The organism is Fibrobacter sp. UWH4, assembly GCF_900142475.1.
In the GTDB taxonomy this organism is placed as follows: domain Bacteria; phylum Fibrobacterota; class Fibrobacteria; order Fibrobacterales; family Fibrobacteraceae; genus Fibrobacter.
In genome coordinates this window covers 225,998-245,137 of record NZ_FRAY01000001.1, presented here as the reverse complement: position 1 = coordinate 245,137, position 19,140 = coordinate 225,998, and the positions used below count along the sequence as shown (strand labels likewise).

The window sequence follows — 19,140 nt, the reverse complement described above, 5'->3', positions numbered from 1 at the left end:
AAGCAAAAAGGCCTAAAAATTTAAATAAAAATGCATAAATTAAACGGGAATGATACATTCCGTATCATTCCGTATTTTTTTGCAGAAAGGGGATTTTTATTGGGAGAGGCCTCTCCCACCATGATTAAAACTTCGTATCGACCGGGTTGAAGGTCATCTTGATGCCAGAGCGGATCCAGCCGTCTACGCCGTCCTCGTCCCTGTCGTGCGCGAGGTTCCTGTACTTGCGTACTCCGCCACCCAGGTAGAAACCGAACCAGCTGTTATACTGCATGGAATAAAGGCCGTCGAGGACGTACTGTTTTTCTTCGATTCCCGACGGGGAGTATTCTTCCTTGATGGCGATGTCGTAGTCGGTGTAGAGTTCCTTGTCGCCCTGACGGAGCCAGGCGAGCGTCACCTTGGCAGCGTGGCGTCCCCATTTCCAGCCGAGGTCTAGCCACAGGTCAAGCGCGTCGGAGCCACGGCGGTAGCCGATGGGATAATCGACAAAGTACATGTCGGCGTAATCGGGATCGTCCTGTTCGCGATAATTGCTGCGGTAGAGGCGACGGCTAGAATATTCCAGCAGCGGAAGACGTCCGTTGCCATGCAGCGGATCGGTACGCACGGCGTCGAAGCGCCACGAGAACGTTCCGTAGCGGCGTGTCGGGATTTCCTGATAGTAGCCCGCCATGTAGCTGATCATGCTGCGGTTCGTGCCCTTGTCGTCATCTTCGCCCACGGGGCTGTTGATGTCTTCCATGCAAATTTGTCCGTAAAAACGGGAACCCTGAATCGGGGTAAAGCCGAGTTCAAACGAAGTGACCGCCTTGGTGTAGCCGCCCGCAAAATTATTGTGCAGGAACATGAACGGGTTCATGGAGCGGAATTCCAGGTCCTTGCCACCCACCATGCTTTCTTCGATCACATAAGTCCAGAAATGTTTAGTTTCGACACCGATACGGTGGTACACGAGATTTTTCACATTCTCGTCGTAGATTCGGTCGCGCTGGTTGGCGGCCTGCTTGTCTTTTTCGGGGCATTTCTGTTCCGCCGCCTCGGAGCCTGCAGGGTAACGGCATCCAGTTTCGTCCGGTTCGCCGGGGACATCGTCAAAGAGCCACGCGTTCAAGGAAGAAAGCAGGAAGTCGTAGCGGAAGATGCCGGCCTTGAATTTCCAATGCAGACCGTCGTGGTACGGCACGCCGCCAATCGTCAGGTCGTTCGGGGATACCTTGAGGTCTTCGGGATCGAAACGACCCAACTGCACGTAGCCCACGGGATTGTTCCACAGTGCGTAGGCGTTGATGGGCACGCCGATGTCGAGTTCGCTCGGCTTGTAGGTAAAGTTCGTCTTGAGGTCACTATCGTACCAGGCTTCGATATCCCTGCGGAGCGGGGCTTCCAAAAGGAAATGGAAATCACCGTAGCCCGCACGGAACGCAAGCGTAAAGAACGGCTCGATATGTTCCTCGTAGCTGCGAGCGTTTTCTAGCGGAACGCGGAGCCCGCGCCAGTTGCCGCCATAGGTTTCGGCGGTATCCACAGCAAATGTCGGGTCGGTCGGGCCGCCGTTAAAGCCGAAGTTGAAGTCCGTGCCGATTTGGAAGTAGCCCTTGTAGTGTGAGGAATCCGCCGGGGCGGAATTATTCACAGAATCCGTCGCCAGGGCGACGGACACAAAGCAGCCTATTGCAACCAAAAGAGCACGGAATCGCATAATGCGTAAATTTATAAAAAAAAATGGATCCCGTCACCCTTCGGGTTCCAGGATGACTTAATTGTAAAACTTATACGATTGAACGCGAGCGACACGGCGCGAGCGAACCGTGTTGGCGACCTTTGGCCACTTAGCACTTTAGTGCTTATGTGGACATGGCCCCCCTTGCGGGGGGAGCGAGCGCGCTGGGGACGAATTCACATAATTGAGCGCGAGCGGTATAATCGTGAGCGACAAAGCCACAGGCGTAAGCGTGCTGTGTTGGCGACCTTTGGCCACTTAGCACTTTAGTGCTTATGTGGACATGGCCCCCCTTGCGGGGGGAGCGAGCGCGCCGGGGACAAATTCACATAATTGAGCGCGAGCGGTATAATCGTGAGCGACAAAGCCACAGGCGTTAAGCGTGCTGTGTTGGCGACCTTTGGCCACTTAGCACTTTAGTGCTTATGTGGACATGGCCCCCCTTGCGGGGGGAGCGAGCGCGCCGGGGACAAATTCACATAATTGAGCGCGAGCGGTATAATCGTGAGCGACAAAGCCACAGGCGTTAAGCCGTGGCGGTCGCGAGAGCGAGCGCGCTGGGGACGAATTCACATAATTGAGCGCGAGCGGTATAAAACCGTGAGCCGGAGTTACCAAGCGCAAACTGGTAACGAAGGCGAGAGGAACGGCCATGGGGACGAACCCACATTCACTAAGCCGTTCCGGTTATAATAAGGGTTGCCCAGGCAGGGAGTCCCGGGCAACCCCTTGTGTTGTGGTGAGTACGCACCTGCGCACTCATTGTGTGTGTGATTTTCTTGGAGAATTCCGGCAAAACCTACCGAGACGTGAGTCCCGTAGATATTTTCGCCGAATTTATCAGCAAGCGCATATTAGAAGTTGTTCATGCTGCCTTGAGCGTTACGGAGCCAAGCGGGCTGGAGATAGTCCACTTCGCGTTCCGTTTCACTTTCGTTGCGGGCAGAAGCCATGGCAGGCTCCATAGCGGCAAACTTTTCCTGTCGAGCGTACGCAGGCATATCGAACTCATTCTGAGAGGTGTAAGAAGCTTCGCGGCTACCAACATTGTTGGTTTCCACGCCACCACGACCACCGTTCATACGGTCCTCATCGGCAACAGCAGAGAATTCCGCAGTATCGGAACCCTGACCAACGACCTCTTCTTCAGCAGGGGCAGTCGCGTTGAAATCCGGAGAATTGAACATGGCTGCGTTAATGGAACGAACCACCTGCGTTTCCGTAATAGACGGAATCGATGCGGTCATTTCGGCCTGCGGCTGCACCTGGGGCTGAGCCGGAGTCTGAACCTGCTGCTGGGCCTGAAGCTGGGCGAAGAAGTTCACGCTGGTCGGACGCGGCGTTGCCTTCTGAACGGCAGGAGCGGCCTGAGTCACCGCGGAGGAATTCGCCGGAGCAAACGGATTCGTCTGAGCCGTCGTATTCATCGCAATCGTAGGATGCGGAATGAAGCTGGACGGAAGCGGTCCCACGTTCACACGGTTCGAAGCAGGCTTGCAAGTACCACCGCAACCCGTCGCGATGATCGTGATGCAGACCTTGTCGCCAAGGTTAGGATCGGTAATGTCGCCGACGATGATGTTCGGGTTGTTTTCTTCGCCCACCTTTTCGTAGATGTGTTCCATAGCGTCGTTGTGTTCGAGCAAGGAGTAGTTTTCGCCGTGAGCCACGTTCACGAGCACGCCCGAAGCGCCTTCGATATTGATATCTTCGAGAAGCGGAGAGGCAAGAGCCATATCGGCAGCCATGATACCGCGGTTTTCACCCTGTGCGTAACCCGTACCCATCAGAGCGGTGCCGCCCTTCAGCATGACCTTGCGGATATCGGCAAAGTCCACATGGACAAGGCCATGGTGGAACATGATGCCGCAAATGCTCTTGACGGCGTTGCCGAGAATTTCGTCAGCCATCTTGAAGGCTTCTTCCATGGTCGCCTTCTGGTTAGAGGCCTGGAGGAGACCGAGCAGTTTCTTGTTTTCGACAACGATAATCGTGTCGACGCATTCGCGGAGTGCAGCAATGCCGGACTGCGCGATCGAAGAACGTGCGTTACCTTCCCAGCGGAACGGCTTGGTCACCACGGCCACCGTGAGGATACCGAGTTCACGGGCCACACCGGCAACGACCGGAGCTGCACCCGTACCGGTTCCACCGCCCATACCGGCAGCGATGAACACCATGTCGGAATCCTTCATGGCTTCCTTGAACTGGTCGATGCATTCTTCGGCAGCCTTGCGGCCCATTTCAGGATCCATGCCGGCGCCCAGGCCACGAGTAGCCTTGTCACCGATCTGGATGGTATGATCAGCCTTGCTCTGGTCAAGGGCCATCGAGTCCGTATTCACGGCGTAGTATTCCACGCCCTCGATGTTCATGTCCTTCATGCGGTTCACGGTGTTTCCACCTGCTCCACCGACGCCGAACACCTTGACCTTGGCGTTGTTATAAGATGGCACCTCGCCCATAACGCGAGACTTGACTTCGAAATTGAAGTTGTCGATTTCACTCATGTTAATTATCTCCCTGGTAGTGAGTGTTGGTTGTTGTTATAAATACTTCCTGATGATTTCAACGAAATGCTGGAACCCCTTCTTGACAGTATCCGGGATCTGCATCTTGCTCGTTTCATTTTTCTTCTTTTCGCGGTGTTGCTTGTTCGCATAGTACAGGAGGCCAATTCCGGTCGCATACGACGGATTCTGGTAGGCTTCCTGGATGCCGCTCATTCCCTTGGGGCGACCGATGCGGACAGGCTTCTTGAACACCCTGCACGCCACATCTTCGATACCTTCCAAGGCGCAGCAACCGCCCGTCAAGACGATACCTCCATTAATAATGGTATCAATCTGGCACTTTTTCAATTCCTCATTCAGCAACCTGAAAATTTCTTCCACGCGCGCCGTAATGATATTCGCAAGCAACTTGCGGGAGCACTGAACATCGCCACGGTTTCCGACAGCAGGAACCGGGAACGTTTCGTCCTCAATGAGATTGTTGATGGTACATGTTCCGTATTTCTTCTTGATTTCTTCGGCTTTCGAAAGCGAAATCGGAACATTGAGGCAGCGGCTGATATCGCTCGTGATGACGTTTCCGGCATAGTCAATGGAGGTCGTAAAGCGCACGGAATCGTTCACGAAAACGGCAACATCCGCCGTACCCGCGCCAAAGTCGATCAAGGCGACACCCAGTTCGCGCTCGTCATCGGTAAGCACGGAGCATGCAGAGGCCAGAGGTTCCAACACGTAACCCGCTACATTGAGACCCGCACGGTTGATCATCTTGCCCAAGTTCTGCATGGCATTCTGACGAGCGGTCACCACCTGGACTTCAACTCCCAAGCGACGGCCCGAACGGCCCTTCGGGTTACGGATATGTTCTTCTTCGTCCAGCGAGTATTCGCCCGGGAACACGTGAATAATCTCGCCCGCCGAAGGCGGCACCGCGCTAGCCTGACGCTGTACACTGTCGATATCCTCTTCGCGAACTTCGCCCGTCGGGAGCGTCACAATTCCCTGAAAACTGTAAGAGCGGACATGCTTGCCGGCAATGCCCACGTAGACATCGCGGACATCGACGCGAGTCGAATTCTCGATTACCTGGACCGCTTGCTGGATCGTATCCACCACCGAGTCAAATTCGTCCGCATTCTTGAGAGGGAAATCGCCGCATTCCACAACACGGACATTTTCGCCTTCCGAAATGCCTACGAAAAGGTTCAGCTTCGAAGCCCCGATATCGAGACCAAAGATGTATTCCTCTTTTCTCTTTTCCTGTTTACTGTCATCCATTGACGCACCTCTTATCATAATTCCTTACGTACGCAAAGCCCGAAAACCTCATATCGAGTTCACCTGCACACTGCAAGTCGGGTACAAATCCATTTTCAACGGCCTTATACAAGACAAACATATCCTTGTTCCAATTCTTTGCCGGGAAGAGGGCCACATAGCCCACATCCCTGAAGAACACCTTTATAGCGGCATCCTTTTCGCTCCAGCTCAGCTGCGAGACCCTGTCGTAGAGTTCGCTGTCCGCGTTTCGCATCGAAAGCAGGAACTGCGACATCATCTTGACCTTATCGAGCGCCTCTACTTCTAGCACCGGGAGCCGCATAGCGGTCGCCACCGAGTACGGAAGCGGATGCCCCTTTTCCGAATAGATGGTCGCCTTGCCACCTTCGAGCACGGTCAACACGGGAGTAGCCTCTTGCAACTTGATGTACAGCGAAGATGGGAACTTCTTTTCGACACTGACCGAAAGGATTAGCGGAAGCTGCGTTAGGGCGGCCGCTACGGAATCTTCGTTCAGTTCGGACATCCGCATTCCCGTTTCCACCTGGGCGTTCTGCATCACGTCTTCCCACGAAAGCATACGGTTGCCTTCGATTTCCACATACTGCAGGTAGCGCAGTTCCAGCGGATTGAATCGCTGCAAATAGAACCGGTTGTGAATCGCGAGGAACGCAATCACGGCAAGGACCACGCCGAAAATCCAGCCCCGTCGCTTGAACCAGCACCACACGCAGCTAAACCCGTGCTTTACCTTGCGGGCACGTTCCTGCTTGCGTTTGCGTTCGTTGGTGCCAATGCGGCGGCCAAACAATGTGGTACTACGTTCCTTCAATCCAATCTCCTAGAGGCATTCCTTGAGAATGCGTTCACCGAGTTTCCAGATGTTGCCAGCACCCATGAGGACTACGACATCACCCGGCTTGAGTTCCGACTTCAAAATCGGCAGCAAGTTCAGTTGGTCGCCCACGAAACGGGCATCGCGATGTCCGCGGTCCGTTGCGCTGTTTGCCACCAGCGCACCGGTCACGCCCTCGATGGGCTTTTCGCGGGCCGGATAAATATCAGTTGCCAAGAGCACATCGCAGTTGGCAAACGCACCGCCAAAGGCATCGTGCTGGTCGCGGGTACGCGTAAACAGGTGCGGCTGGAAAGCCACGATAATGCGGCGGTCCGGGAACGCATCGCGGAAACCGAGCAGTGTCGCTGCGGCTTCGGTCGGATGGTGCGCGTAGTCATCAAAGACCAGCACATCGTTCTTTTCACCAATAAATTCAAAGCGACGCTTGACGCCTTCGAATTCGGCGCAGGCCTTGCGAGCGACATCGGCAGAGATACCCTCTTCGATCGCGAGGGCCACGGCAGCAGTCGCATTCAGCACATTGTGGCGGCCAGGAATCTGGAGCTTGAATTCACCCAAGCTTTCGCCGTCGTTCAAAATTTCAAATACAGGGTAACCCTTCTCGAACCGAAGGTTATCCACGCGGTACTTCGCCTGACGCGTAAAGCCATAGGTAATTACCGGTTTCTTGAGACGGGCTAGAATCTGCTGCACGTTCGGGTCGTCGAGACAGACAATCACCTGACCGTAGAACGGAATCTTGTTCGCGAACTGCACGAAGGCATCCTTGATGTCTTCGATATTTTCGTAGGTGTCCAGATGGTCGGCATCAATGTTCGTGATGATTGCAGAAGACGGCATCATCGAAAGGAAGCTGCGGTCAAATTCATCGCTTTCGGCAATCAGGTAGTCTCCTTTACCGACCTTAGCACCGCTGCCCTTGCCCTTAACGACTCCGCCCACGATAATGGTCGGGTCGAGGCCGGCTTCTTCCCAAATCTGGCCTACGATAGAAGTGGTCGTGGTCTTGCCGTGAGTACCCGCAATCGAGAGCGTGTACTTCATGCGCATCAATTCACCGAGCATTTCGGCGCGACGAATCACGGGGATGCGACGGTTACGCGCTTCAACCAGTTCCGGATTGTCGTGCGGAACCGCAGAAGAATAGACTACAAGATCAGTCCCTTCGACATTGGACGCCTCGTGCTTCGAGAACACGCGGATACCAAGACCCTTGAGGTAATCGATTACGGCGCTTTCGCCCGTATCGGAACCGCTCACGATAAATCCATTCGCATGGAGCACCTCGGCAATGCCAGACATACCGGCGCCACCGATACCGACAAAATGAAGCTTGCGGACACGCTTACAATCATTAATCTGCATTAAAACAATTCTCCTTTTCAAGGATAACGCGCGCAATCTGGTCTGCGGCATCGGGCATTCCGAGTTTTTTCGCCGCTTCGGCCATCGCATTTAAACGAGTTTCATCGCCCAAGAGCTGTTCCACCTTTTCCCACAGGTGATTTTCTTCGGCATCGAGTTCCACGAGGGCGGCTCCCGCCTTTTCAACGACGCGTGCATTGAATTCCTGATGGTTCGCCGTCGCATGCGGGAACGGGAGCAAGATAGAGGGCTTGCCGAAGGCAAGGATTTCGGCCAAGGCCGAAGCTCCAGCGCGGCTGATAATCAAGTCCGCATGCATCATATAGGCGTAAATGCCATCCAGGAATCCGCGGATAGCCACATTCGGCACATCGCCGACACGGGCACTGATGGAATTCACATTCTTGACACCCACCTGCCACACCACGGACACATCGTCGCGGGCAGCAATGGTCTTGATGCTTTCTTCGATCTTGTTGTTGATGCCTACGGCACCCTGCGAGCCACCCACGATAAACACGGCCTTCTTGCCCGGAGCAAATTCAGCAGGGCGAGTCATGGAGCCTTTTGCAGGCAATTCACGGACGGGGTTTCCAAAAATCATGCACTTTTCAGCAGGGAAGAACTTGGAGGCCGATTCGGAAGTGACAAAGATGGTCTTTGCGTAACGGGAACCCACCTTGTTCGCGACACCCGCCACCGCATTCTGTTCCTGCAGATAAACGGGAATACCGGCTGTCCCTGCGGCAAGCACGATCGGGAGCGACACGTAACCGCCCGTCGCCACGACGACATCGGGTTTAACCTTCTTGATGACACTCTTCGCGCGTACCAGCGCCTTGGAAAGGTTAAAGGGCAGCGCCAAATTCTTGAGAAACGGGCCACGGTGCAAAGGAACCGCCGAAATATATTCGTAGGGCCAATCCTTAGCCACGAGGCGTTCTTCCATCGAATCCTTACGGCCAGCAAAAGTAATATCGGTCACGCCCATCTTCTTGAGGCTATTTGCAATGGCTACGGCCGGGAAAATATGGCCACCGGTACCGCCACATACGAAAAGAAACTTTTTCATACGCCACTCCTTGTAAAATCAACATTTCTGTAAGCGCTACTTTCCAACGACGCGCCGCTCATATAAGGTTCCTTGATCATCTTGCCCGTATTGGGTCTAGAGATATTCAGCAAAATTCCAACCACGACGCAGCTGTAGATCAGGTTCGTTCCACCAAAGGTGATAAACGGCAGCGGTTGCCCCGTCATCGGGAAAAGTCCAACGCAAACACAGACGTGCACCAAGAAGTTAAAGAACAACGAATAAGTGAACGCCACCGCCAGGTACTTGCCAAAACGGGTCGAGGACTGACGCGCGATCTTGAAACCCTGCGCAAAAAGAATTGCATAAAGAGCCAGCAGGACAAATGTACCGACAAAGCCAAATTCCTCGCCCGCCACCGCATAAATAACGTCCTTGTGCGCTTCAGGCAAATAACCCAGCTTTTGCACGCCCATGCCAAATCCCGTCCCGGTGAAACCGCCATTTCCAAGAGCCTGCAGAGCATGGTCCCCCTGCCAGTTAGAAGCGACCATTTCTCCTTCGTCAGCGAAAAACGCGTGGATACGCTTGCTGGAATGTCCCGTTACAAGCAACATAATCAAGCCAAGCGGAGCTAGGGCACCCACAGTCATCGCGAGGTATTTCAGGTTCACACCAGCCGTAATCATTACGCAGCCGACCACGAAAGAGAGCATCACGATCATCGAATAGTTCGGTTGCAGAATAAGCAGCAACGCCGTAATTCCAAAGAATATTCCCGGTTGCACCAAAGTACAGGCGACACTCTTGATGTTATCGCCCGCCTGCGAGAACTTCCAGCAAATGCAAATCAGCATTCCCAGTTTCATAATTTCGGAGGGCTGGATGCCAAAAATCCAACGATTCGCACCCTTAACCGCGCCGCCCTTGACCAGAGCCGCTATCGTAAGGACCACGCCTATTACAAAAGTGATCCTTCCAAGCCAGCTCCAGTGTCCATAATCCACAAAGCGCGCACAAATAAACATCAGCACGAGACCGCCCACAACCTTAACCAGGTGCTTCTGCAGGTAGAATTCCGCAGGCAAGCCCTTGGCTACGGCAAAGTGCGATGACGCTGTATAGATGATAGGTACACCTATACAGATCAGCAACAGCGCTGCAATAAGCAGTAACTTGTTCATGCCGGTATGTGCTGCCGTATTTTCCATTTACACTACAACCTATGCGTTAACCTTCGTCAGCTTGAGCAGGGCATCCACCACAGTCTCCATGTGCATGCCGCGGCTGCCCTTGATCAGGAGCACGTCGCCTTCGGCCACGATTTCGGTGAGGGTGTCGATCAGTTCCTGAACAGAGGCAAAATGATGCGCGGCCTTCATGCCCTTGGACTTTGCGCCCTTCACATAAAGTTTCGCCTTTTCGCCCACAGTCAGGAGCATATCGAAATTCATTTCGGGCACCATGGCACCCATTTCCTGGTGCAGGGCGTCGGTCTGGGCGCCGAGTTCCAGCATATCGCCAAGAACAGCGATACGGCGGTTCACCTTCATGTTGCCAATGGTCTGCAAGGCCATCTTGGTCGAAGACGGGTTCGCATTGTAGCAATCCGACACGATCTTGAAGCCATTTGCGTTCTTGATTTCCATGCGCATATTGGTCGAACGGAAATTCGCAAGAGCCTTCGCGATTTCGGCCTTGGGCACGCGGAACTGGAGCCCCACGGCAATAGCGGCGAGGGCATTGTAAAGGTTATGGATACCCGGCACGTTCAGCGTGAACTTGGTGCGTTCCACAAAGAAAGTGGCGCAGTTGTCTTCGCTCCATTCGAGCTTTTCGGGCTTGATGATGCCGCGCTTTACGCCGAAGGTCACCACCTTGTAGCTGGTATTGCTACGGCACTTGCAAAGGCGCGGATCATCGGCGTTCACAATGAGCACACCGTTCTTCTTGAGGCCAGCGACAATCGTCTTCTTTTCGGCGAACACGCCATCCAAATCCTTGAGGCGTTCCAGGTGAGAGGCACCGATGTTCGTAATCACGGCCACATCGGGCTCGACGGCGAGCGAGAGCGGACGGATTTCATCCGGGCCGCTCGTGCCCATTTCGATGACAGCCGCTTCGTGGCTGTGCTTGAGCTGGAACAGCGTCATGGGCACACCGATGTGGTTGTTGAAGTTACCGGCGGTAGCATGCGTATTGTACTTCTGCGAAAGAACAGCCTTCACCATTTCCTTGGTAGTCGTCTTGCCGTTGCTGCCCGTAATGGCAACCTTTTTTACCTTAAAATTCTTCTGGTAGCCCTTGGCGAGCTTGAGGAGCGCTTTCGTCGTATCGTCGACGGGCGCATACATCTTGAAGTTTTCAATGCCTTCGGCATCTGCATTCACGACACTCATCAATGCTCCATTTTTTTCCATTTGAGTTACAAACTGGTGGGCGTCAAAACGGGCGCCCTTGATCGGCCAAAACACAACACCTTTGGCAGGTTCACGGGAATCCATGCAAAGATTCACCTTGCGGTTCTTGGTACGTCCATCGATGCCTACCGAGTAGGTTTCGAGGATTTCCAAGAGTTCCTTGATTTTCAAGTCCAGCTTATACATTTTCCATTGCCTTCACCGCTTCTTCGCGGTCATCAAAATGGTGTTTGGTCTTACCCACAATCTGGTAGTCTTCGTGGCCCTTGCCCGCAATCACGAGCCAATCGCCGTCCTTGAGTTCGGCACAAGCCTTGGCAATCGCCTCTTCGCGCTTTTCGACCACGCAGAACTTGTCCGTCTTCATGCCGGCACGCACATCGTTGATGATGTCGGTCGGATTTTCGGTACGCGGATTGTCGGAGGTGAGCCAAGCCTTGTCCGCAATGCGTTCGGCGATTGCACCCATAATCGGGCGCTTAGTCTTGTCGCGGTCACCGCCGCAGCCGAACACACACGAAAGCTTACCTCGGCAGAGGCTACGAGCGGTCGTAAGGACGCGTTCCAGGGCGTCGGGAGTGTGGGCGTAATCCACAATCACGTGACGGCCATTCTTGTTCCAGACTTTTTCGAAACGGCCCGGAACGCGAACTTCGGAGAGAGCCTTGCGCATTGCCGGTTCAGCAATTCCAATCGCCTTCGCCCACGAAAGCACGAGCATCACGTTGTCCACGTTAAAGTCGCCGCACAGCGGAGTTTCAAACACGTCGGCACTAATCGCGGGCAGGCGAAGCTTGAGTCCGTCTTCAGTATTTTCGATAGCCCCTTCGGGCTTCACAGTAGCACCAACGACCCCTAGACGCGAGACAGCCACCCTCCGGTCCGCTCCAATCCCGGCTAGGGAATCGTATAGTTTCTTTCCGTACGCGTCATCGATATTGACAACGGCCACGCCGTCGTCTGCGAGGTAACGCGTAAACAAGAGCTTCTTTGCCTCAAAGTAGGCATCCATCGTCTTATGGTAATCGAGGTGGTCCTGCGTCAGGTTGCTGAACAAGGCACTCTTGTAAAGCACGCCCGCCATACGGCCCTGATCCAAGGAATGCGAAGACGCTTCCATCACCAAGTCCGTGCAACCGGCCTCGACGGCCTTCGCGGCAAATGCATACAAGTCCAGAAGTCCCGGCGTCGTCAGGGTGGCCGGCACCGACTTGTCACCAATCTTGTTCTTGATGGTTCCCAAAAGCGCCACCTTGTGGCCGGCCGCCGTAAGCATCGCATCCATCAGGAACGCGCTGGTGGTCTTTCCGTTCGTTCCGGTAACCGCATGGGCATTCAGTCTTGCAAACGGATCCTTATAGAAAATCCTTGCCGATTCTTGACGGGCAGCCTTCACGTCGGCCACCTGAATCCATTTCGAGGTCAGTTCAGCATGAGCAACCGCTTCACTCACCACGGCAACTGCACCGGACGCAACCGCATTCACGGCAAAGCCTTCGGCACCCGGCATCGCAAAAAACAAGTCGTTCGGCTTCACGCGGCGGGAGTCGTCGCATAGGCCCTGCACATTCAATTTCTGCATCAAAGTCTCAGAAATCATCAGCCTTTCTCCTTTAGCGTCAGCATACAAATCTGTCCCTTGCGGAGCGGTTCACCCGCCTTCGGGCTCTGCGATACAACGCGGCCCATTCCGGAATACTCCACGTTCATACGGATGTTTCCCGCAATTTCAAGAACATCCTTCAACGAAAGCCCCTTCAAGTTCGGCATCTTTTCCGCATCCACATTTCCAAGTTTCAGGACAAGCGACAGCGAATCCGCCTTATCCCTGCGAACCGAGACCACGCGGTTTCCCTCGCCTTCGAACGAGACCGCACACTTCTTGGACTTCGCCAAAGCCTCTGCAGCACCGGCAACCATTCCCACATAATCGTCCTTGCAGGGCGATTCCGGCTTTACCAAGGCCAGTGCATGAGCTGCAGGCGAAAGCTCGGGATGGTAATAGATACTTTCCATAATACGGCGGAAAATAGGCCCTGCCGTCGCGCCGCCCGTATGCCCGTAAAGTTTGTCGGCGTTCGGATCATCGACCAGTACCAGGCACACGTAGCGGACATCTTCAACCGGAGCAAGACCAATGAAAGACGCAACCTGGTGTTCGCGGTCGTATTTTCCCGTTTCCTGGTTATATTTTTCGGCCGTACCCGTCTTTCCGCCAAAAATCACATCGGGAATCTTCTTGCTCGCCACGCGCTTTGCCGTTCCGCTATTCACCACGCGGTTCAGCATCTTGCGAATCGAGGCAGCCGTCTTCTCCGAAATCACGCGCCGCACCTTTACGGGGTTTTTCTTTTCCACCAGGTTTCCATCGGCATCGCGCCATTCCTTTACAATCATGGGCTCCATCAGGTTCCCGCCATTGGCAACCGCCGAATACGCCATCACCATCTGAATCGGCGTCACGGACACGGCGTGTCCAAAGCCCATCGTCTTCAGCGTACGGTCGTCCTTCGTGAGCTCGTAGGGCATGTACAAGCGTCCGGATTCTTCGCCATAAAGGTTTTCCGACGTTCTCATGCCAAAACCAAAATTGCGAGCCATGCGGTAGAAGCGATCCGCCCCCACCTTGTCGGCAATCTTTGCAAACACGATGTTCGACGACTGCACCATCGCCTCGGCCATATCCATATCACCATAGACGTGCGTATCGCAGATGCGTTCTGATTTAGGATTCCAGCTCCAGCACTTGCCTTCGTTCACAAACACGGTATCTTCGGGAACCACATCGTTTTCAAGGGCAGCTGCAGCCGTAATCACCTTGAACGTCGACCCCGGTTCATACGACATCGCAACGATGTCATTTTTCGCCATGCGGCCGACACCCTGTTTCTTGGAATTCGGATCAAATGTCGGGTAACTCGCCATGGCAAGGATTTCGCCCGTGTAGGGGTCCACCACCACGGCAGAGGCACTCGCCGCGCTGAACTCGGTCACACCGTCCTTGAGCGCCTTCTCCACGATTTCCTGCATGTTCTTGTCGATGGTGAGCACCAGGTTCTTTCCCGGCTTCGCCTCGGCCACATTTTCGGAACGTCCGTAGATTTCGTGTTCCCTTGCGTCCTTGATTCCCACGCGGAATCCTTCGTTGCCGCGGAGACGCAAGTCAAAGACGCGTTCCACGCCCATGCTTCCCACGCCATCGAAACCCACCTTGCCCACAATCTGCGAGGCAAGTTTTCCTTGCAAGAAAATGCGGCTATAGTCTTCGGCCTTGCCCGTATCGCGCAGGTTCCGCGCGAGCACTTCGCCATTCCTATCCAGAATTTCACCGCGTTCTGCATAGATATTCTTGGCCATCGTGACCTGGCGCTTGGTTTCTTCCTGGTAAACGCCACGGTTGATCACCTGGATATTAAAGGTCTGCCACGCCAGAACGCCGATAACGCCCAGCACAATCATCTTTCCAACCGAGAGAGCATCCAAATTCACGATATTCATGGTGCCCCCGTCACGCGCACCTTGGTCGGTACGCCGTTCAAGCCAAGTTCTGCCCCTTCGGCAAACACCGAAAGATTCTCCAGCGAAGACAACTTATTGATTTCAAGCTGTTGCAAAGTACGTTCGCGTTCCAACTGACCGATTTGCAAGGCCAGCTCATGCGATTTCGTATAAAGTTTCGTCAGGCGGTTCTGCATGTACAGCGGCAAAATCAACATCAGGCCCGCCACCAAGATGGCGCCCAAAAAGCCCCGCACAATCAGGCGGTTCGAGGACAGCACGGAATTCACATTAGACTCGCTCATACCCGTTCGTACACCCTCAGTTTCGCAGAGCGAGCCCTGCTGTTGACCGCAATTTCTTCACTTGTCGGTAATATCGGTTTCCGGTTCACCTTTTTCAGGCGCTGATGGTTACCACCGCACATACACACGGGCATGTGTTCGGGGCAAATGCAGGCACGTTCGAATTCCGCGGCGGTTTCCTTGACACAGCGGTCTTCTACCGAGTGGTAGCTCATGACCACCAGGCGACCGCCCACCTTCAGGCAATCAACAGCAGCGCGGATGCTTTCCTCGATTTCCTTGAGTTCCCCGTTCACTTCCATGCGAATCGCCTGGAACACGCGAGCGAGCAAACCGTTGATTTCACGCCTCTTGTCCGGGAATACCGATTCCACCACCGTCTTCATGTCAGACGGCAAAATGTCGCGACCGTTGATAGACACCGCCATTTCGACCAGGCGGGTCGAAAGTTTAAAGGCACGATCCATGTCGGCGTTCCTGCGGAGCGCCGCGGCAAGGTCGTCAGCACTTACGGTACGCAGCCATTCCTGCGCCGAGACACCTTCGCGACGATCCATGCGCAAGTCGAGCGGATTGTCACCCACAAAGGTAAAGCCGCGGGCGGAGTCATCCACCTGATGGCTGCTGATCCCCAAATCGTAAAGGATGCCGTCCAGCGAATTCGGCGCAATTTCATTCTTCAGTTCGCCGAAACGGACCGGATGCACAATGAACTTCGGAGCGGTTCCCGAAAGACGCTTGGTCGCAAAGGCCACCGCTTCTTCGTCGCGGTCAAAGGCATGCAGCACGCCGTCTTTATTTAATTTATTTGCAATCGCGTAGGAATGTCCGCCACCGCCCAGGGTGCAATCGGAATAAGTGCCATCGGGCTTGATGTTCAAGCCTTCGAGGCATTCGGCAAGCATCACCGGATCGTGATAGAACACGCCGTTCTCGACGCCCGCAGTGGCAGCAGCGGAATGTAGACGGAGATTATCTTCGGCCATCGTCGCCCTCCGTCAAGCTTTCTCCGTAGTACGCGGCATCGAATGCAGCAACAGCATCCTCTGTAGTCAATCCATACATGGCATTGAAGCGTTCCGGATTCCATAGTTCCAGAGTCTTTCCGCTAGCTTGTACGTAAAGGACTTCATCCTTTAGACCAGCATACTCCAACAAGATTTTTGGAAGTAAAATGCGGTTCTGACCATCCAGTTCCACAACCGTGGGACAGAGGCCTCTGCGAACTAGGTCGGCTTGACGGCGGTCGGACCTCGAGTCGAGGTCGGCCATGAATTTTTCGTATTCGGGCAGGGTATACAGCCGAAGGGTCCTAGCCGGGCCACGAGTGACCACGAGCTTTTCCCCGTCGGACGGCAGCAGCTGACGACGGAATTCCCTAGGGAAGGAAGACCTTCCCTTTCCGTCGATAGCCGTCTGGGCCTGACCTATGAACAACGAAGAACTCATACTAGTTTACACACAGATTTGGGACATTTTACCACAACACAGTACAAATTTACCATTTTTCCCCACCGATGCAAGATACGAGTGCATTTTTCGCACCCAAAGCATACAAAAAACATACTTCAGTCCTTGGTCCGGGGCAGACATAGTGAACATCAGTTCACCAATTCTACTGTTGATACGTCTATTTTATTTTTTCGAAAAAGCGGTAATCGACACAGACAACCGAATACAAGCCGAAAATTTTCTATCGTTTAACCCACTATGGAACGCGAAACCTTTAAATCAAGACTCGGATTTATCCTCATTGCCGCCGGTTGCGCCATTGGCCTGGGCAACGTGTGGCGATTCCCTTACATTGCCGGCCAGTACGGCGGAGCGGCCTTTGTGCTTCCCTACCTCGGCTTCCTGCTTTTCCTGGGCCTGCCCATCTTGATGGCAGAACTCGCCCTGGGTCGTGGAGGCCGAAGCGGTATCGCCCGCGCCTTCGACAACCTGGAAAAACCGGGTACCAAGTGGCACTGGGCCAAGTTCCCGCTGATTTCGGCCAACTATATATTAATGGCGTTCTATTCAGTGGTTACCGGCTGGATGTTCTACTACTTCTACAAGATGGTCACCGACCCCAAGTTCCTCATGGGCACTCCGGATCAGATTGCGGCCGGTTTCGGCGAAATGCTTTCGAACCCGGGCCTCATGATTTTCTGGATGACGGTTGCCATTGTCATCGGCCTCTTTATCGTGTCGCTCGGCCTCCAGAAGGGTGTGGAACGCATCACCAAGACCATGATGATTTGCTTGCTTGTCATTATGGTGATTCTTGCGATTCGCGCCGTGACGCTCCCCGGTTCTACGGCAGGCCTTGAATTCTACCTGTTGCCGTCCTTGGAACGCCTTACGCAATCGGGCAAGGGCATCGGCGAAGCAATCTTCGCCGCCTTTGCGCACGCCTTCTTTACCTTGAGCCTCGGTATCGGCAGCATGGCCATTTTCGGTAGCTACATCGGAAAGCATCATTCCCTGGCAAAAGAAGCCACGAGCGTCTGCATTCTGGATACCGTCGTCGCCTTGGTCGCGGGCATCATTGTGATTCCCAGCTGCTTTGCCTTCAACCAGTCTCCTGGTCAGGGCCCGGGTCTTATCTTCGTGACGCTTTCTAACGTGTTCGCCATGATGCCTGCAGGCAGGTTCTTCGGTGCAGCCTTCTTCCTGTTCATGTCTTTTGCGGCCATGTCCACGCTGATTGCCGTATTCGAAAACCTGGTGTCGTTCTGGATGGATCTCAAGGGATACAAGCGCCGCAAGGTCGCCTATTGGAACATCCTAATCGTGTTCCTGCTTTCGCTCCCCTGCGCTCTCGGCTTCAACGTGCTTTCCAGCTTTGAACCGTTCGGTCCCGGCAGCTGTGTTTTGGATCTCGAAGACTTTATCGTGAGCAACACCATGCTCCCGGCGGGCGGCATGTTCATCGCCATCTTCTGCTCCAGCCGCTACGGTTGGGGACAAGAAAAATTCTTTGCCGAAATGAATGCCGGTAAGGGTTACAAGATCCCTTACAATGCCGCCTTCAGAATCTACTTCAAGTGGATTTTGCCGGCTCTCGTTTCGATCCTCTTGATTCAGGGATACCTTTCCAAGTTTGCGCCGGAACTCTGTGCCAAGATTTTCGGATAACTCGTACCGCGGCGAAAAAACGCAGCGGAAATTCTGTTCTAAAAAATTCAAGACCGGCTTACCGCCGGTCTTTTTTCATAAAAAATTAGCCAAGGCCTATTCAGCCCAGTGGTTGCCGTTGTAATTGCGGGCAGTGTCGGCATCCATGCCAATCTGGCGTACCAGGTCATCCAAAGATGCGAACTTTTGTTCAGGGCGCAGGTAGGCCATCAAGTCAAGGACCATCGGGCATCCGTAAATGTCCTCGCTGAAATCGAGCAGATATGCCTCGATCGCAAGCGGCTGGTTGCCGGTAGACGGTTGCGTACCGATATTCACCACTGCGCGGAAGACGCGTTCATCGTGAGCTCCGTCAGCATCGACAACTCCCGGCAGACGGGCCGTCGCTACGTACACGCCGCGCTTGGGCAGGAACTTGTACTTTTCTACCTGAAGGTTCGCCGTTGGAAAACCGATGGTATGTCCCAGGCGCTTTCCCGAGACAATCGTCCCCGACAAACGATAAGGGCGCCCCAGATAAGCCTGCGCACGCGAAACGTCGCCATTCAGTAGCGCGTTACGCACAGCCGAAGAACTCACGCGTTCCCCCTTATGGAGCACGATTGAGAGCATGGCCGTCGAAAGTTCGGGGAAGGCGGCGGTAATCGTTTCGTAGTTTCCCTTGCCGCCGGCACCAAAGCAATGGTCGTGACCGAAAAACATGGCGCACACGCCGCGCTTTTCAATCAGTTCCTGGCGGACAAAGACATCGAACGGGAGCTTTGCGACTTCGGGCGTAAACGGGAGCACCAGGAATTCAAGGCCCAGGCTTTCGATAAATTCGCGCTTTTCTTCGGTGGTCGTAAGGAGCAGCGGATCGCCAGGGCCGCGCAGCACGTAGTTGGAATGAGGCTCGAAACTGATAACGGTCGGAGTCCAGCCGTTGACTTCGGCAACGGCCTTGAGCGTACGGAACAACGCCTGGTGTCCCAGGTGACATCCGTCAAAATTTCCCATCGTCACAGCACGTTTCATCAATTGCAA

General features: G+C 54.2%; 15 protein-coding genes. 1 reads left to right on the top strand and 14 read right to left on the bottom strand.

Going from position 1 to position 19,140, the window contains the following annotated elements:
• Positions 1-124 precede the first annotated feature (124 nt).
• The 13 genes from BUA93_RS00915 to BUA93_RS00855 form a co-directional block, all read right to left on the bottom strand.
• Complete coding sequence (locus BUA93_RS00915; RefSeq protein WP_072976629.1) at positions 125-1,702, bottom strand: hypothetical protein; 1,578 nt, start codon at positions 1,700-1,702, stop codon at positions 125-127.
• Between the two features lie 875 nt (positions 1,703-2,577).
• A complete protein-coding gene (ftsZ, locus tag BUA93_RS00910; protein ID WP_072976627.1) occupies positions 2,578-4,233 on the bottom strand; it encodes a cell division protein FtsZ in 1,656 nt (551 codons plus the stop codon).
• Between the two features lie 36 nt (positions 4,234-4,269).
• On the bottom strand, positions 4,270-5,514 hold the full coding sequence (ftsA, locus tag BUA93_RS00905) for a cell division protein FtsA (protein WP_072976625.1): 1,245 nt from the start codon (positions 5,512-5,514) through the stop codon (positions 4,270-4,272).
• Positions 5,507-6,349: a cell division protein FtsQ/DivIB gene (locus BUA93_RS00900; protein ID WP_254793788.1), complete on the bottom strand. Its 843-nt coding sequence runs from the start codon at positions 6,347-6,349 to the stop codon at positions 5,507-5,509. The genes ftsA and BUA93_RS00900 overlap by 8 nt, the downstream gene beginning before the upstream one ends.
• A 9-nt stretch (positions 6,350-6,358) precedes the next feature.
• The gene (gene murC / locus BUA93_RS00895; RefSeq protein WP_072976622.1) at positions 6,359-7,741 is read right to left on the bottom strand and encodes a UDP-N-acetylmuramate--L-alanine ligase; all 1,383 of its coding nucleotides are present in this window, start codon (positions 7,739-7,741) and stop codon (positions 6,359-6,361) included.
• A complete protein-coding gene (gene murG, locus BUA93_RS00890) occupies positions 7,731-8,813 on the bottom strand; it encodes an undecaprenyldiphospho-muramoylpentapeptide beta-N-acetylglucosaminyltransferase (RefSeq protein WP_072976620.1) in 1,083 nt (360 codons plus the stop codon). Before murG ends, murC begins: the two co-directional genes overlap by 11 nt.
• Positions 8,810-9,985 (bottom strand): peptidoglycan glycosyltransferase FtsW, encoded by a 1,176-nt coding sequence (locus tag BUA93_RS00885; RefSeq protein WP_083597064.1) that lies wholly within the window; start codon positions 9,983-9,985, stop codon positions 8,810-8,812. The genes murG and BUA93_RS00885 overlap by 4 nt, the downstream gene beginning before the upstream one ends.
• A gap of 12 nt (positions 9,986-9,997) precedes the next feature.
• Positions 9,998-11,380, bottom strand: a complete 1,383-nt coding sequence (gene murF, locus BUA93_RS00880; protein ID WP_072976616.1) for a UDP-N-acetylmuramoyl-tripeptide--D-alanyl-D-alanine ligase — start codon at positions 11,378-11,380, stop codon at positions 9,998-10,000.
• Positions 11,373-12,794 carry a UDP-N-acetylmuramoyl-L-alanyl-D-glutamate--2,6-diaminopimelate ligase gene (locus tag BUA93_RS00875; protein ID WP_072976614.1) on the bottom strand — a complete coding sequence of 474 codons (1,422 nt, stop codon included), beginning with the start codon at positions 12,792-12,794 and terminating at the stop codon, positions 11,373-11,375. Before BUA93_RS00875 ends, murF begins: the two co-directional genes overlap by 8 nt.
• On the bottom strand, positions 12,794-14,692 hold the full coding sequence (locus BUA93_RS00870; protein ID WP_072976612.1) for a penicillin-binding protein: 1,899 nt from the start codon (positions 14,690-14,692) through the stop codon (positions 12,794-12,796). Before BUA93_RS00870 ends, BUA93_RS00875 begins: the two co-directional genes overlap by 1 nt.
• Complete coding sequence (locus tag BUA93_RS00865) at positions 14,689-14,997, bottom strand: hypothetical protein (RefSeq protein ID WP_072976611.1); 309 nt, start codon at positions 14,995-14,997, stop codon at positions 14,689-14,691. Before BUA93_RS00865 ends, BUA93_RS00870 begins: the two co-directional genes overlap by 4 nt.
• Positions 14,994-15,983, bottom strand: coding sequence for a 16S rRNA (cytosine(1402)-N(4))-methyltransferase RsmH (gene rsmH, locus BUA93_RS00860; RefSeq protein WP_072976609.1), 990 nt, complete (start codon positions 15,981-15,983; stop codon positions 14,994-14,996). Before rsmH ends, BUA93_RS00865 begins: the two co-directional genes overlap by 4 nt.
• A complete protein-coding gene (locus BUA93_RS00855; RefSeq protein WP_072976607.1) occupies positions 15,970-16,446 on the bottom strand; it encodes a division/cell wall cluster transcriptional repressor MraZ in 477 nt (158 codons plus the stop codon). Before BUA93_RS00855 ends, rsmH begins: the two co-directional genes overlap by 14 nt.
• A 261-nt stretch (positions 16,447-16,707) precedes the next feature.
• Here BUA93_RS00855 and BUA93_RS00850 point away from each other — a divergent pair, with 261 nt between their 5' ends.
• Positions 16,708-18,117 (top strand): sodium-dependent transporter, encoded by a 1,410-nt coding sequence (locus BUA93_RS00850; protein WP_072976606.1) that lies wholly within the window; start codon positions 16,708-16,710, stop codon positions 18,115-18,117.
• 96 nt (positions 18,118-18,213) lie between these two features.
• On the opposite strand, the gene ribF is transcribed toward BUA93_RS00850, so the two are convergent.
• Positions 18,214-19,131, bottom strand: a complete 918-nt coding sequence (ribF, locus tag BUA93_RS00845) for a riboflavin biosynthesis protein RibF (RefSeq protein ID WP_072976604.1) — start codon at positions 19,129-19,131, stop codon at positions 18,214-18,216.
• Between the last annotated feature and the right edge of the window lie 9 nt (positions 19,132-19,140).